At 62.1% G+C, this 14,662-nt stretch carries 14 protein-coding genes; 8 read left to right on the top strand and 6 right to left on the bottom strand.

Annotated features, from left to right (window positions below; translation table 11 throughout):
* The first annotated feature begins 93 nt into the window (after window positions 1-93).
* Window positions 94-942 carry a thioredoxin gene (gene trxA, locus C2L65_RS02615; RefSeq protein ID WP_042316706.1) on the top strand — a complete coding sequence of 283 codons (849 nt, stop codon included), beginning with the start codon at window positions 94-96 and terminating at the stop codon, window positions 940-942.
* Window positions 943-1,025: 83 nt separating this feature from the next.
* On the opposite strand, the gene tcdA is transcribed toward trxA, so the two are convergent.
* The gene (gene tcdA, locus C2L65_RS02610) at window positions 1,026-1,886 is read right to left on the bottom strand and encodes a tRNA cyclic N6-threonylcarbamoyladenosine(37) synthase TcdA (protein WP_042316707.1); all 861 of its coding nucleotides are present in this window, start codon (window positions 1,884-1,886) and stop codon (window positions 1,026-1,028) included.
* A gap of 211 nt (window positions 1,887-2,097) precedes the next feature.
* Between tcdA and pdxH the strand changes: the two genes are divergently transcribed.
* The 3 genes from pdxH (at window position 2,098) to C2L65_RS02595 (ending at window position 5,378) form a co-directional block, all read left to right on the top strand.
* Window positions 2,098-2,736 (top strand): pyridoxamine 5'-phosphate oxidase, encoded by a 639-nt coding sequence (gene pdxH, locus C2L65_RS02605; RefSeq protein ID WP_042316710.1) that lies wholly within the window; start codon window positions 2,098-2,100, stop codon window positions 2,734-2,736.
* 176 nt (window positions 2,737-2,912) lie between these two features.
* Window positions 2,913-4,127, top strand: coding sequence for an SAM-dependent methyltransferase (locus C2L65_RS02600; RefSeq protein ID WP_042316712.1), 1,215 nt, complete (start codon window positions 2,913-2,915; stop codon window positions 4,125-4,127).
* 96 nt (window positions 4,128-4,223) lie between these two features.
* Window positions 4,224-5,378 carry a DUF72 domain-containing protein gene (locus C2L65_RS02595; protein WP_042316714.1) on the top strand — a complete coding sequence of 385 codons (1,155 nt, stop codon included), beginning with the start codon at window positions 4,224-4,226 and terminating at the stop codon, window positions 5,376-5,378.
* A 50-nt stretch (window positions 5,379-5,428) separates the two neighbouring features.
* On the opposite strand, the gene msrA is transcribed toward C2L65_RS02595, so the two are convergent.
* Window positions 5,429-5,980, bottom strand: coding sequence for a peptide-methionine (S)-S-oxide reductase MsrA (msrA, locus tag C2L65_RS02590; RefSeq protein ID WP_007578901.1), 552 nt, complete (start codon window positions 5,978-5,980; stop codon window positions 5,429-5,431).
* Between the two features lie 316 nt (window positions 5,981-6,296).
* On the opposite strand from msrA, the gene C2L65_RS02585 reads away from it, so the two are divergent.
* Window positions 6,297-6,809, top strand: coding sequence for a flavin reductase family protein (locus tag C2L65_RS02585; RefSeq protein WP_007578904.1), 513 nt, complete (start codon window positions 6,297-6,299; stop codon window positions 6,807-6,809).
* 57 nt (window positions 6,810-6,866) lie between these two features.
* Here the strand turns inward: C2L65_RS02585 and C2L65_RS02580 are convergent, their stop codons facing one another.
* Window positions 6,867-7,370, bottom strand: coding sequence for an Lrp/AsnC family transcriptional regulator (locus C2L65_RS02580; protein WP_042316716.1), 504 nt, complete (start codon window positions 7,368-7,370; stop codon window positions 6,867-6,869).
* A gap of 181 nt (window positions 7,371-7,551) precedes the next feature.
* Here C2L65_RS02580 and kynB point away from each other — a divergent pair, with 181 nt between their 5' ends.
* From kynB to kynA, 3 genes are read left to right on the top strand one after another with little or no spacing between them, the layout of a single operon-like run.
* On the top strand, window positions 7,552-8,199 hold the full coding sequence (gene kynB / locus C2L65_RS02575) for an arylformamidase (RefSeq protein ID WP_042316718.1): 648 nt from the start codon (window positions 7,552-7,554) through the stop codon (window positions 8,197-8,199).
* Window positions 8,200-8,226: 27 nt separating this feature from the next.
* A complete protein-coding gene (gene kynU, locus C2L65_RS02570) occupies window positions 8,227-9,477 on the top strand; it encodes a kynureninase (protein WP_042316721.1) in 1,251 nt (416 codons plus the stop codon).
* 10 nt (window positions 9,478-9,487) lie between these two features.
* Window positions 9,488-10,423, top strand: a complete 936-nt coding sequence (gene kynA, locus C2L65_RS02565) for a tryptophan 2,3-dioxygenase (protein WP_042316723.1) — start codon at window positions 9,488-9,490, stop codon at window positions 10,421-10,423.
* Window positions 10,424-11,234: 811 nt separating this feature from the next.
* On the opposite strand, the gene C2L65_RS02560 is transcribed toward kynA, so the two are convergent.
* The 3 genes from C2L65_RS02560 to C2L65_RS02550 are packed head-to-tail and all read right to left on the bottom strand — an operon-like array spanning window position 11,235 to window position 14,653.
* Window positions 11,235-11,972: an SDR family oxidoreductase gene (locus tag C2L65_RS02560; protein WP_042310940.1), complete on the bottom strand. Its 738-nt coding sequence runs from the start codon at window positions 11,970-11,972 to the stop codon at window positions 11,235-11,237.
* Window positions 11,969-13,513 (bottom strand): FGGY-family carbohydrate kinase, encoded by a 1,545-nt coding sequence (locus C2L65_RS02555; RefSeq protein ID WP_042310942.1) that lies wholly within the window; start codon window positions 13,511-13,513, stop codon window positions 11,969-11,971. Before C2L65_RS02555 ends, C2L65_RS02560 begins: the two co-directional genes overlap by 4 nt.
* A 51-nt stretch (window positions 13,514-13,564) precedes the next feature.
* Window positions 13,565-14,653, bottom strand: coding sequence for an alcohol dehydrogenase catalytic domain-containing protein (locus C2L65_RS02550; RefSeq protein ID WP_042310944.1), 1,089 nt, complete (start codon window positions 14,651-14,653; stop codon window positions 13,565-13,567).
* Window positions 14,654-14,662: the final 9 nt, after the last annotated feature.

Genomic DNA, 14,662 nt, shown 5'->3' with positions numbered 1-14,662 from the left:
CGCAGCGGCGCGAAAGGGCCGATGAAGCCCTGTATTGAAACGACTCAGGCCGCCCCCAACTACTTCGCCTACCGATCCAAGGAAGAGACAGCAATGGACACCACCCTCGCCACTTTCGAAAAGGACGTCATCAGCGCGTCGATGCTCGCGCCCGTACTCGTCGACTTCTGGGCGCCGTGGTGCGGACCGTGCAAGACGCTCGGCCCGATGCTCGAAAAGCTCGAAGCCGAGTACGAAGGCAAATGGCGGCTCGTGAAGGTGAATGTCGACGAAAACCAGGAACTGGCCGCGCATTTCCAGGTGCGCAGCATTCCGCACGTCGTCGCGTTCGCGGACGGACGGCCCGTCGATCAGTTCATCGGCGTGCTGCCGGAAGGCCAGTTGCGCGAGTTCCTCGACCGCCTCGTGCCGGACGGCGCGGAAGCGTCGCGCGCGGAAGCGGCCGCAGCGATCGCCGAAGGCCGCCGCGAGGATGCGTACGACGCGCTCAAGGCCGCACTCGCCTATGACCCGGGTTTCGACGAAGCACGGCTCGATCTGATGGAGCTGCTGCTAGAAGACAACCGCGCCGAAGAAGCGCAGAAGGAAAACGATCTGCTGTCGCCCAAAACGACGCAGGGCATCGACGCGCGCTACAACGCGATCAAGACGCGGCTCGATGCCGTCGACGCAGCCTCCGACCTGCCGCCCACGGATGCGCTCGAAGCCGCCGTCGCAAACAATCCCGACGACCTCGAAGCGCGCTTCGATCTGGCAAGCGCGCTCATTGCCCGGCGCAAGTATGACCCCGCGCTCGAGCATCTGCTTGCCATCGTCACGCGTGACCGCACGTTCCGCGAAGACATCGGCCGCAAGACGATGTTGTCCGTGTTCGATCTCGCCGCGCATCAGCCGGAACTGGTCGCGAAATGGCGCCGCAAGCTGAGTGCGTCGTTGAACTGATCGTTCTTCTCGCTAGACCATGAAAAAACGCGGCCATGTGCCGCGTTTTTTCATTCAGGCGAAGAAGCGTACGCCGCCGCGCTTCAGGCCGCGCTCTTCGCCAGCGCGCGTAGCACATGCGCCACGGCCGCAAAGCCGAAGCTCGCCGTCACGCACACGCTCGATCCAAAGCCCGCGCAATTCAGACCAACAGGACCATGATGACCGGGCGACGTCGTGACGTGCTCGGCTTCTTCGTCGATATCGCAGACAGCCGCTTCCGGATAGATCAGCGGCTCGTCCGAATACACCGCGCTCACCTTGAACTTCGCTTTCGGCCCACGCGGAAAGCCATGTTGCTTGCGCAACTGGCCGCGCACCTTCGACAGCAGCGGGTCCTGAATGGTCTGCGCGAGATCGTCGATACGGATACGGGTGGGGTCGAGCTGGCCGCCCGCGCCGCCGACCGTGATCAACGGCTGCTTGTGCTCGACGCACCATGCGATCAGCGCCGTCTTCGTGCGCACGCTGTCGATCGCATCGACCACGTAGTGGAAGCCGCCGCCCAGCACCGTATCGAAGTTGCCCGGTTCGATAAAATCTTCGATCACGCGCACATCGCACTGCGGATCGATCAGCCGGATGCGCTCGGCCATCGCATCGACCTTGGGCTTGCCGTAGTTGCCGTCGAGCGCGTGAATCTGCCGGTTCGTGTTGCTCTCGGCGACGTTGTCGAGATCGATCAGCGTGATCCGGCCGATCGCCGTGCGCGCGAGCGCTTCCGCCGCCCACGAGCCGACGCCGCCAATGCCGATCACGGCAACGTGCGCGCGCTCGAACGCGGCGAGCGCCGGCGCGCCGTACAGGCGCGCGACGCCGCCGAAACGCCGGGCGCGGTCGGCGGTTTCATGCGCGCTGGAGTCGGTAGTAATATCGGAATGCTCGGTGACGAGAGGCGTGGACATGATGGGTAGCTTCGCTGATTCGGACTACGGCATTGCGATATCCTGCGGATGTCTGCATGCTTTCAACCCTGTATTTTGCCTGATCGCGCCGGCGCACGCCCGCGGATTGCGGCGTCAGCAGCTTCAACGCGCGGCCCACACGACACGCCTCAACGCAGAAAACTTTGTCCTTCGCTATACTGGTTCCACACTGTAGCGCTTGCATAAAAAAATGAGCACTCTTGCCGACCTTCGCAAAAACTATTCGCTCGGTTCGCTGGACATTGCCGACGCCGACCCGAACCCGTTCCGTCAGTTCGACGTATGGTTCAAACAGGCCATCGACGCGCAACTCCCCGAACCGAACACGATGACGCTTGCGACGGTCGACCCGCGCGGCCGGCCTTCGGCGCGCATCGTGCTGATCAAGGCTGTCGACGAGCGCGGGTTCGTGTTCTTCACGAACTACGAGAGCCGCAAGGGCCTCGAACTCGCGCAGAACCCACACGCAAGCCTCCTTTTCTACTGGATCGAACTCGAGCGCCAGGTGCGCGTCGAGGGCACCGTCGTCAAGACGAGCGACGCAGAAAGCGACACGTACTTCGCATCGCGTCCCGTCGGCTCACGCATCGGCGCATGGGCGTCGGAGCAGAGCAAGGTGATTGAAAGCCGTGCCGCTTTGGAAGCGCGGGAACGCGAATTCATTGCACAATACGGGGACAATCCGCCCCGGCCCCCGCACTGGGGCGGCTATCGCCTGATTCCCGACGCGATTGAATTCTGGCAAGGACGGCCTTCACGTCTGCACGACCGGCTGCTCTACACGCGTAGCGGCAACGCCGACTGGACGATCGCCCGTCTGTCGCCCTGACACATCGATAAACCGGCGCGCGGCCCGTCGTGCCTCATAGTGCATGACGCGTTGCGCGGACGGCAGAATCGCGTGCGCGCGGCTCGACATCGAATAGCGCGGCCAAGGACGGCTCGCGCGCTGCGCACTGTGGTTCGGCAGGCTTTGCTTTGATTCATTGGACACGGAGAAATCACATGTTCTGGGAGAAGAAGCTGGCGCAGTGGGTAGACGAAGTAAAAACGAAGGCCAATATCCCGGCGCGCCTGGTGCTATGGGATGGCCAGCAGCATGACTTCGGCACGTTCGCGGCGCCGGCGGTCACGCTGAAAGTGAATAGCGCGTCCGCGCTGCCGCTATTGCTCGAACCGAGCCTGGACAATCTGGGCGAGGCGTACGTGAAGGGCAAGATCGACATCGAAGGCAAGCTGTCGGACATCATCAACATCAGCTATTCGCTGGCGCGAAGCACGGTGACGAATGCGAGCAAGCTCGCGCGCGTGCGACGCTATTTCAATCACACGAAAACGTCGGACAAGAAGGCGATCCAGTATCACTACGACGTCTCGAACGAGTTCTACAAGCTGTGGCTCGACGAGAACATGGTGTACTCGTGCGCGTATTTCGAGAACGGCGACGAAGACCTCGCCACCGCGCAGATCAAGAAGATCGATCACATCCTGACGAAGATCCAGGTGCAGCCGGGCCAGCGTCTGCTCGATATCGGCTGCGGCTGGGGCGCGCTCGTGCTGCGCGCGGCGCAGAAGTTCGGCGCGAAGTGCGTGGGCGTGACGCTGTCGCAGAACCAGTTCGATCTCGCGACGCAGCGCGTGAAAGCAGCCGGTCTCGAAGGCCAGATCGAAATCCGGCTGCAGGATTATCGCGACGTCCAGGGGCAGTTCGACCGCATCACGAGCGTCGGCATGTTCGAGCATGTCGGCCGCAAGAATCTGCCCGGCTACTTCCAGAAGATCCACGACCTGCTCACGGATGACGGCATTGCGATGAATCACGGCATCACGTCGACGGATTACGACAGCGGCGAAACGGCGCTCGGCGGCGGCGAGTTCATCGACAGATATGTATTCCCCGACGGCGAGTTGCCGCACATCAGCCTCGCGCTCGAAACGATGCAGCGCGGCGGGCTTGAAGCTTTCGATATCGAAAGCCTGCGCCGCCACTACGCGCGTACGCTCGACATCTGGGCCGAGAACTTCGAGGCGAAAGCGGCAGAAGCGAGGTCGCTCGTCGACGACGAGAAATTCCGCATCTGGCGCGTGTACCTCGCGGGCTGCGCGTATGCGTTCGAGAACGACGACGTGTCGATCTATCAGGTGGTGTGCCGCAAGGCGGGCCGCAGCGCGACGACGCTGCCCTGGTCGCGCCGCTTCATGTACGAGAAGGCGCTGTAAAATCGCGGGCTGGATACCGCTTCGGGCCGCGCGCTACGGTTGGCCCGAAGCGGCGTGATTCATCCGCGTCAGCGCAATGTCTCTCGTAACGGATCGATGGAAGAAGAAGCGGCACCCGAAGCGCCCGACGGCACCCTGCAACTCGACATGTTCGGCAATCACGTCGAGCAGGCGCCTGTCGCCGTAGCTTCCGCGCCCAAAGCCTCGTCGGAAACGGCTGCCGCGCCCAGCGACGCGCCACCGAAAAAGCGCCGCGCCCGCGATGTTCTCGCCGCGTCGCCTTCCGATGAAGTCATTCACCTCGCCAGCCAGTTGCCGCCGCAAGTGCATCTCGGCACCTCGACATGGTCCTTTCCCGGCTGGAAAGGCATCGTCTACGGCGACGACTACAGCAACAGCAAGCTCTCGCGCGACGGCCTCGGCGCCTATGGCGCGCATCCGCTGCTGCGCACGGTGAGCATCGACCGCTCGTTTTACGCGCCGCTCACGCTTACCGACTATCTGCGTTACGCGCAGCAGGTGCCGGACCATTTCCGCTTCATCGTGAAGGCGCCCGCGCTCGTCACCGATGCAACCGTGCGCGCCGAACGCGGCGAGCCGGTGTCGGAGAATCCCTGCTTTCTGAACGCGCAACTGGCGATCGACGAATTCGTGCGGCCGTGCATCGACGGGCTTGGCGCGAAAGCGGGCGCGCTCGTTTTCCAGTTCTCGCCGCTGCCCAATGAAATGCTCGCGCGGCCGGCCCTCTTCGTCGACCGGCTGACGGCGTTCCTGGCGGCGCTGCCGCCGCTCGAAGGCGATACCTGCTACGCCGTCGAAATCCGCGATGCGTCGATGCTGACGCCGCGCCTGATTCGCGCGCTGAAGGCGACGGGCGTGCGCTACTGCGTCGGCATTCACGCGCGGATGCCCGATCCGTCGCGGCAGGCCGCCGCGCTTGCGTTGCTAGACGAAGCGCCGTCGGGGCCGCTGATCGTGCGCTGGAGCCTGCATGGCGGTTTCAAGTACGAACAGGCAAAAGCGAAGTACGAACCGTTCGACAAACTCGTCGACGAAGACCCCGACACCCGCGTCGCACTCTCCGAGCTGGCCGCGCGTTACGCGATTGCGGGACAGCCGGTGCTGATCGCCGCGAACAACAAGGCCGAAGGCTCCGCGCCGCTGACCTGCGTGAAGCTCGCGGCGCAAATCGCGGCTGCGTGCGAGCGGCTTCGCCGCGCACAAAAAGAAAGCGCGGCGCAGTCCGCGTAGGACCTGCGCCGCGCAAGCTGCTACATCAATGCACCAGGATCAGCCCGCGCTCACGCGCCCGCCTTGATCCGATGCGCGAACTTCTGCCGGAACTTCGCCACCTTCGGCGCGACGACGAACGCGCAATAGCCCTGATCCGGATGCTGCGCGAAGTAGTTCTGGTGATACGCCTCGGCAGCAAAGTAGTTACCGTCCAGCGGCAGCACCTGCGTGACGATCTGGCCGTCATAGATGCCTTCGGCGCCGATCTCGCGGATCGCCTGCAACGCCGTGTCGCGCTGCGCGTCCGAGTGGGTGAAGATCACCGACCGGTATTGCGTGCCAACATCGTTTCCCTGGCGGTTAAGCTGGGTCGGATCATGGATCGCGAAGAAAATATCGAGGATCTCGCGGTAGGTGATGCGCGCCGGATCGAACTCGACGTTGACGACTTCCGCGTGCCCCGTGTCGCCGTCGCAGACCTGCTCGTACGACGGATTGTCGACCTGACCGCCCGCATACCCCGATTCCACCGACGTCACCCCATCGACGCCCAGATACACCGCCTCCAGACACCAGAAACACCCGCCGCCCAGTGTGGCGGTCTCGACTGACTGACTCATGCTCGCTCCTTGAATTTGGCTCGCCGCGACGCTTGCCCTCCGGACAAAACGCGCTGGGCTCGCCGCAGTCACTGTGGACACCCGATGCTTCACCGCATCCGACCGGCGCAATACTCCGCCCTTTTCGGGATTCATGCAGCCCGCACGCACCATCCGTACCATGCGGCCGCCCTTGTCCCGCCACGCGCTCGCGCCTGGCTCTCTGCGATTGCAGTTAAAATTGGGACAATTCGCCGAATTTCTACATGACCTTCGAACCGTTTTTTTTCCTCTGGTCGCTTCATCAAGCGGTCCATTCGCCAGAATGCATCAGCCGATGAAGCACGCCAACCCGCCCAATTTCGACAACGGCGCTTTTCGCCGCGCGCTCAGCCAGTTCGCGACGGGCGTCACCGTCATTACGACACGCGCGCCGTCGGGCGCGTTGATCGGGATCACGGCCAGTTCATTCAATTCCGTCTCGCTGGCGCCGCCGCTCGTGCTGTGGAGTCTCGCGACACGCTCGGCCTCGATGCCCGTGTTCCGCTCGAACAGTCATTATGTCGTCAATGTGCTGGCCTCGACGCAGCTCGATCTGTGCAAGCGCTTTGCGACCGTCAAGGGCGACCGCTTCGAAGGGGTGTCGCATGCGGCGGGAGACACAGGCATGCCCGTGCTCGACGGCGCGCTCGCGTGGTTCGAATGCCATAACCGCAGCCGCTACGACGAAGGCGATCACGTCATTTTTGTCGGTGAAGTGGAGCGCTGCGGCGTCCACGATCAGGCCAGCGAAACCGAACCACTCGTGTTCCAGAACGGCGATTTTCATGGCCTGAAGCGGCTCGGCTGACCGGCCGGCGCTTTTGCGTGCGGCGAGAGGCGCGGTTTTCCGCCCGCCTCGGCGCCGCTAGCCTGGTTGTTGCGCCTTCGAGCTCGCTACCAGTGCGACGGGCACGCCCGAATCTTCCTTCAGCGTCTGCAGCACGATATTCGAGCGGATGTCCAATACGCCCGGCGCCTTGTACAGCCGGCTGAGCACGAAATCCGAATAGTGCTTGAGATTGTGGGCGAGCACCCGCAGCAGATAATGCGTCTCCCCCGTCACGACGAACGCGCCGACCACTTCCGGCCAGTCGCGCAGCGCGTCGGCGAAGCGCTCATGCCAGTTCTCCTGGTCGTTGCGCATCGATACCTGCACGAAGGCTTCCAGTTCGAACCCCAGCACTTCGCGGTTCAGACACGCGCGGTAACGCTCGATCACGCCCTGCTCTTCCAGCAGGCGTAAACGTCGTAGACACGCGGACGGCGAAAGCGAGATGCGCTCCGCCAGATCCAGATTGCTGATTCGTCCTTCGTGCTGCAGCACCGTCAAGATACGGCAATCGGTGGCGTCCAGTGAGATCGCGTTCATTTTCGGTCTCCCTTTCCCGTTTGCCTCAAATTATGTTCCAAAGGGGGCGAAATAAACAGTTTTTTTAGCAAGCACATTTCGTCTGATGCCGCCTATCATCCAAAGAAGGTTGCAGAACAACGGTACTTGCATGGGACCAGAGTAAGACGCTGAGGCGCCAACTGTGGTCAATAGGAGACGCATGGACACGCTTTGGGACATCACGCCCGCCGTCGATACGGCGACGCCCGTCTGGCCGGGCGACACGCCCGTGGCCATCGAGCGCGTGTGGCGGATGGAGGCGGGCTCGCCCGTCAATGTCGCACGGTTGACGCTCTCGCCGCACACGGGCGCACACACCGACGCGCCGCTGCACTACGACGCCGACGGCGCCGCGATCGGCGCGGTGCCGCTCGATGCGTATCTCGGCCGCTGCCGCGTGATCCACTGCATCGGCGCGACGCCGCTGGTGAGCCGGGAGCATGTTGCCGCGTCGCTCGATGGCGTGCCGCCGCGCGTGCTGCTGCGCACCTACCGCGAAGCGCCCGTCACGGCGTGGGACAGCAATTTCTGCGCAGTCGCGCCCGACACGATCGATCTGCTCGCCGCGCACGGTGTGAAGCTGATCGGCATCGACACGCCGTCGCTCGATCCGCAGGAATCGAAAACGATGGCCGCGCATCACCGCATCCGCGCGCACCGGATGGCGATTCTCGAAGGCATCGTGCTCGACGCCGTCGCACCCGGCGACTACGAGCTGATCGCGCTGCCGCTCAAGCTGACGACGCTCGACGCCAGCCCGGTACGCGCCGTGCTGCGCGCACTGCCTGAACAACGACCTTCCGCTTAAACGTACTCTTTCGACCGAACGAACACCATGAATCAACGTGAAGAAGCACTCGCGCTGGATGCAGCCGACCCCCTCGCGCCGCTGCGCGACCAGTTCGCGCTTGCGCCGAACGTCATCTATCTGGACGGCAATTCGCTCGGCGTACCGCCCGCCGCGGCCGCGCAGCGCGCGCAGACCGTGATCGGCGCCGAATGGGGCGAAGGACTGATCCGCAGCTGGAATACGGCCGGCTGGTTCTCGCTGCCGCGGCGTCTGGGCAACAAGCTCGCGGCGCTGATCGGCGCGGCGCACAACGAAGTTGTGGTGACCGACACGATTTCGATCAACCTGTTCAAGGTGCTGTCGGCGGCGCTGCGCATGCAGGACAAGCGCGACCCGAAGCGCCGCGTGATCGTGTCGGAGCGTTCGAACTTTCCGACCGACCTGTACATCGCGCAAGGGCTGATCAAACAACTGGATCGCGGTTATGAGTTGCGCCTCGTCGATGATCCGTCCGAATTGCCCGCCGCCATCACCGACGATGTCGCCGTCGCGATGATCACGCACGTCAACTACCGCACGGGATACATGCACGACATGGCCGCGCTGACGAAGCTGATCCACGACAAGGGGGCGCTCGCGCTGTGGGACCTGGCGCATTCGGCAGGTGCCGTGCCTGTCGATCTGAATGGCGTCGGCGCGGATTGTGCCGTCGGTTGCACGTACAAGTATCTGAATGGCGGTCCGGGTTCGCCTGCGTTCGCGTGGGTGCCACATCGTCACCAGAGCGATTTCGAACAGCCACTGTCGGGCTGGTGGGGACATCGCGCGCCGTTTGCGATGGACCCGACCTACGCAGCTGACGACGGTATCGGCCGCTTCTTGTGCGGCACGCAGCCGATGGTGTCGATGGCGCTCGTCGAATGCGGGCTCGACATTTTTCTGCAAACCGACATGCAGGCGATCCGCAAGAAGTCGCTTGCGCTGACGGATCTTTTCATCGAACTGGTGGAGACACGCTGCAAGGAATTTCCGCTCACGCTGGTGACGCCGCGCGCACATGCGCAACGCGGTTCGCATGCGAGCTTCGAGCATCCGCACGGCTATGAAGTAATGCAGGCGCTGATCGCGCGCGGTGTGATCGGCGATTATCGCGAGCCGCATGTATTGCGATTTGGTTTTACGCCGCTGTACACGCGCTTTGTCGACGTGTGGGATGCCGTCGAGCATCTGCGACACGTGCTCGAACACGAGATCTGGCGCGCGCCTGAATTTGCCGCACGCGGCGCCGTGACCTGAGGAGCGCGCGATGACCGACCATATGAAGATGACCGAAGACAAGCCCGCGCAAGGCTGCCCGTTCGGGCATGGCGGCACGCAGACGCCGCGCGAGACGCACGCGTCGCACATGGCCGCCGATGAGACCGAAGGCTGGCACGACGCGCAACTCGATTTCTCGAAGTCGATGAGCTACGGCGATTATTTGTCGCTGGGATCGATTCTGCATGCGCAGCATCCGTTGTCGCCGGATCACAACGAGATGCTGTTCATCATCCAGCATCAGACGAGCGAGTTGTGGATGAAGCTGGCGCTGTATGAATTGCGTGCCGCGCTTGCTTCAGTGCATCGTGATGAGTTGCCGCCGGCGTTCAAGATGCTTGCGCGTGTGTCGCGGATTCTTGAGCAGCTTGTGCAGGCGTGGAGTGTGTTGTCGACGATGACGCCTTCGGAATATACGGCGATGCGGCCGTTTCTTGGCAGTTCGTCGGGGTTTCAGTCTTATCAGTATCGTGAGCTGGAGTTTATGCTCGGGAATAAGAATGAGCAGATGCTCAAGCCTCATGCGCATCATGCCGATGTGTTTGCCGAAGTGAAAGCTGCACTTGAGGCGCCTTCGTTTTATGACGAAGTGGTTCGTCTGTTGGCACGGCGAGGGTTTGCTATTGATGCCTCACGGTTGGAGCGGGACTGGACGCTGCCTACTCAGCATGATGCTTCGGTTGAAGCCGCCTGGCTTGAGGTTTATCGGAATCCTTCCCAGCATTGGGAACTGTATGAGATGGCTGAGGAGCTTGTCGATCTTGAGGATGCCTTTCGGCAGTGGCGGTTCAGGCATGTGACTACTGTTGAACGGATTATCGGGTTCAAGCAAGGGACTGGTGGGACTGCAGGTGCGCCTTATCTGCGTAAGATGCTTGATGTTGTGCTGTTTCCTGAGCTTTGGCATGTGAGGACTTTGCTCTAGGTTTTTTTGTCTTGCGGGTGCTGGGTTGGTTTGCTGGTGTTTGCGCTGGCATCCGCGATTCGTTAGCCTGCTCCAAGCGTCGCCCCTGTGCGGGGCGGCACCTACTTTTCTTTGCCGCCGCAAAGAAAAGTAGGCAAAAGAAAGCGGCTAACACCGCCAATTCTTCTTCCTGCCTGAGGGCCCCCAAAGGATCTTACGCTTCACACGGCAACGTCCTTGTTTGCGTGCGTTGCCAACGCACTGAATGAGCGCCTCACCCACTTCAAACACCCGTACAACGGCTGGCGGCGGCGAATGGTATGTGCCGCCCAGGTGGCAAACTGTGTGTAGGTTGTCGCGTCGTATAGGGTAGCGCTCTTACAAGGTGGCATGCGTGCGCTTTCGGTCCGAAGTGAGGCGTGTGGAGCACAAGGGCCGACACACAGTTTGCCACCTGGGCGGCGGCGGACTATCTGGCACGGCGTGCTGTAACGCGGGCGCATGAGGCGGGTGAGGCGCACCGCAAGAGCGCTGGCAACGGACATGGGTCACGTGATTGCCGTGTGAAGCGTAAGACCCGTTGGGGGCCCTCAGGCAAACACTAGAACTGGCGGTGTTAGCCGCTTTCTTTTGCCTACTTTTCTTTGCGGCGGCAAAGAAAAGTAGGTGCCGCCCCGCACAGGGGCGACGCTTGAAGCACGCTAACGAAACGCGGATGCCAGCGAAACCACATGCAAACCAGAAAGCTGGCGCAGCAAACACCGCCCTCCGGATGCCAGCGCAAACACCAGCAAACCACCCAGCGTCGCAGACAAAACCAAACCCAAGAAAATCACCTTGCGGTATACCCGCCATCGATTGGCAAAGTCACGCCAGTGATCATAGAAGCCGCATCACTGAGCAAAAACAAAATCGGCTCAGCAACTTCCCGCGGTTCAGCAAACCGCTTAAGCGGAATAGCCTGGAGAGCAGGATCGCGCTTGGAAGGCTCGCTCCATGCCTTCACCGCCATCGGCGTCAGCGTGACAGTCGGATTAACGCTATTCACGCGAATCCCATACCCCCCAAGCTCGACACACAAAACCCGCGTAATAGCATCCATCGCTGCTTTAGAAGCGCAATAACTCAAATGATCCTCAAGCCCAACAAGCGCCGCCTGGCTAGAAACATTAACGATACTGCCCGCGCGCCTGGCATCGATCATCGCCCGCGCAACATGCCGCGCAACCAGTATCGCGCCGCGAGCATTAACGCTCATCACAGAATCAAAGCTCGCCGCAGTCGTATCAATCGCCCGCTCAAGCATCGCCGTGCCCGCACAATTCACGAGCCCATCGAACACATCGAGCGACGCAAGCGCCTCATCAATCGCAACTTCATCGCCAACATCGAGCACCAGCGGCTCACACCCCGTCTCCTCCGCAAGACGAGCAAGTTCACCAACATTGCGCGCCGCCGCAACAACCTGCGCACCGCTAGCGCACAACATCTCAACAGTCACGCGGCCAATGCCGCTCGATGCCCCCGTCACAAGGATCGAGCGCCCGGAAAAATCGAAGGTCGTCTTCATTTCGCTTGCAACCGATGCATGACCGGCTTCAACGCCGGATACAGGTCCGTATAGATGCCAAAGCGCTCCGCGTACACCGCCTGCCGCGCCGGATCGGGCTTCGCGCGCTCGATCAGTTTCACCCAGCCGCCGCGCGCCGTTTCCTGCGAAATCAGCTTCGTGCCGTACGCGGCGAGCAATGCCGCACCCATCGCCGCTTCCACGTCCTGCTCGATCGTGTAGACGGGAAAGCCCGTGATGTCCGCAATGATCGACATCCACAAGTCCGAATGCGCCGCGCCGCCGACGACGATCAGCCTATCGTCGAGTGACTTCGCGCCCTTGCGCCCCGCGACGATGTTGTGCTGCAACGCGTACGCAACGCCTTCGAGCACCGCGCGATACAGATGCGCCCGCGTGTGATACAGGCTCAATCCGACAAACGCACCGCTCGCCTTCGCGTCCCACACCGGGCTGCGCTCGCCCATCAGATACGGCAGGAACATCACGCCATCCGAACCCGCCGGAATCTGCGCCGCGTCCTCTTCGAGTAATCGATGCGGATCGCCATGTGGGATCGCCTTCGCCGCTTCGATCTCCGCATGGCAGAACTGCTCGCGATACCACGTCACCGACGCGCCCGCCGTGATCGCGCCGCCGAACACATAGATATCCTGCAACCCGTTGAACACGTGCGGCATGCTGATAAGGCCATGATGCGCGTCGACGCTCTGATTGATATAGCCCCAGCACATGCTCGTGCCGATCATCGCGACATGCTGGCCCGCGCGCGTGACACCCGCCGCATACGTGGCCATCGCCGCATCGACACCGCCCGCGACGATCGACGTGCCCGCTTCGAGTCCAAGCTGCTCCGTCCATTGCGACAGCAACCCACCCACTACATCCGACGATTCGACCAGATGCTCCGGCATCATCGTCGCGGGAATGCCGAGCATGTCGAGCGCCTCGTCGGACCAGTCGCGCTTCGCGATGTCGTACACGCCGCCGATGTTACCCGCTGAGCTGTGATCGACAGCCACTTCGCCCGTCAGCAGATAGATCACATAGGCATTCGGCGGCAGGAAGAAGCGCGTGTTCGCCCACACGTTCGGCTCGTTGTCGCGCAGCCACAGCATCTTCGTATAGCCGTAGTAGCTGTCGACGCCATTGCCCGTGATCGAATACAACCGTTCAAGATCGACGTTCGCACGCACCGCTTCGACCTGCGCCGTCGCGCGACGGTCCATCCAGATCAGGCAGGGATACAGCGGCTTCATGTCGCTATCGACGGGAATGCCCGAGCCGCCATACAGACTGCTCACGCACACGGACTTGATCGCATTCGACGCGACGCCCGCTTCACGCGCCTTCGCCACACAGCGCGAGATACATTCGATCACCGCCTTCATCCATACGGTCGGCCATTGCTCGGCCCACAGCGGCTTCGGCGTGTCCGGGTGATAGCCACTCGAATGCTGCGCGACGATTGCGCCGTTCTGGTCGACGAGCACGGCCTTCGTGCTCTGCGTGCCGATATCGACGCCGATGACGTAATTCATAGTGTCTCCGTGTGCGCGCCTCGAACGACGCGCACTGTTCATTTTTTCGGACTATCGGGCCGGCTTCATCAACACCTTGATCGAGTCGAGCGAATTCGCGACCTTGATCGCTTCGTCCCACTCTTCGAGCGAAAAGCCATGCGTGACGATGCCTTTCGATGTGACGAGCCCGCGCGCCAAAAGATCGATAGCAATCGGATAACAGTAAGGGCCCAGATGCGCGCCGCGCACGTCGAGTTCCTTGCGGTCGCCGATGATCGACCAGTCCATTGTAGTCTCCGCGCCGAACACGGAAAACTCGACAAAACGCCCGAGCTTGCGAATCAGGTCCATGCCCTGATTCACGCCCACCGGCACGCCCGTCGTTTCGATGTAGACGTCGCAGCCGTAGTTGTCCGTCAGCGATTTGACGATGGCCAGCGCGTCGTCGTTCTTCGGATTGATCGTCACGTCCGCGCCGTATTCGCGCGCCAGCTCCAGCCGTTCTTCGACGAGATCGATCACGACCAGTTTCTTCGGCGTCTTCAGGTGCGCGACCTGCGTCATCATCAACCCAAGCGGCCCCGCGCCCGCGATCACGACCACATCGTCGAGTTGAACGTCACCGCGATTGACGGTGTGAATCGCGCACGCGAGCGGCTCGATGATCGCGGCATCTTCGAGCGAGATGCCGTCGGGAATCTTGTGGACGATGGCCGTCGGTGGAATGCGCATGTATTCGGCCATGCCGCCGTCCGCGACCTCGCGCTGGAAGCCGAAGATGTTGTGTACTTCGCACATCCAGTACTGGCCGGATTTGCAGTAGCGGCATTTGCCGCACGGCACGATCTGTTCGGCGATCACGCGGTCGCCCTTCTCCACGCCGAAATGTTCGGCCGCGCCTTCGCCGATTTCTTCGACGTAACCGAAAAATTCATGGCCCGGAATCACGGGCGCTTTCACCCATGGGCTCGGGCCGCCCCAGAACATTTTTGCGCCGGAATGGCACTTGCAGTCGCTCGCGCAGATGCCGCACGCGGCGATACGGATCACGAGTTCATGCGCGCGCGCCTGCGGCTTCGTCACGCGTTCGACGCGATAGTCTTCCGGCGCGTGACACACGATCGCCGTCATGCTTTTGCTGTTGTCCTGAGTGGTCATTGCATTGCC

Source organism: Paraburkholderia terrae (assembly GCF_002902925.1).
Classification (GTDB): domain Bacteria; phylum Pseudomonadota; class Gammaproteobacteria; order Burkholderiales; family Burkholderiaceae; genus Paraburkholderia; species Paraburkholderia terrae.
The sequence above is the reverse complement of the archived record's forward strand: the minus strand, read 5'-3'. Positions and strand labels throughout refer to the sequence as shown.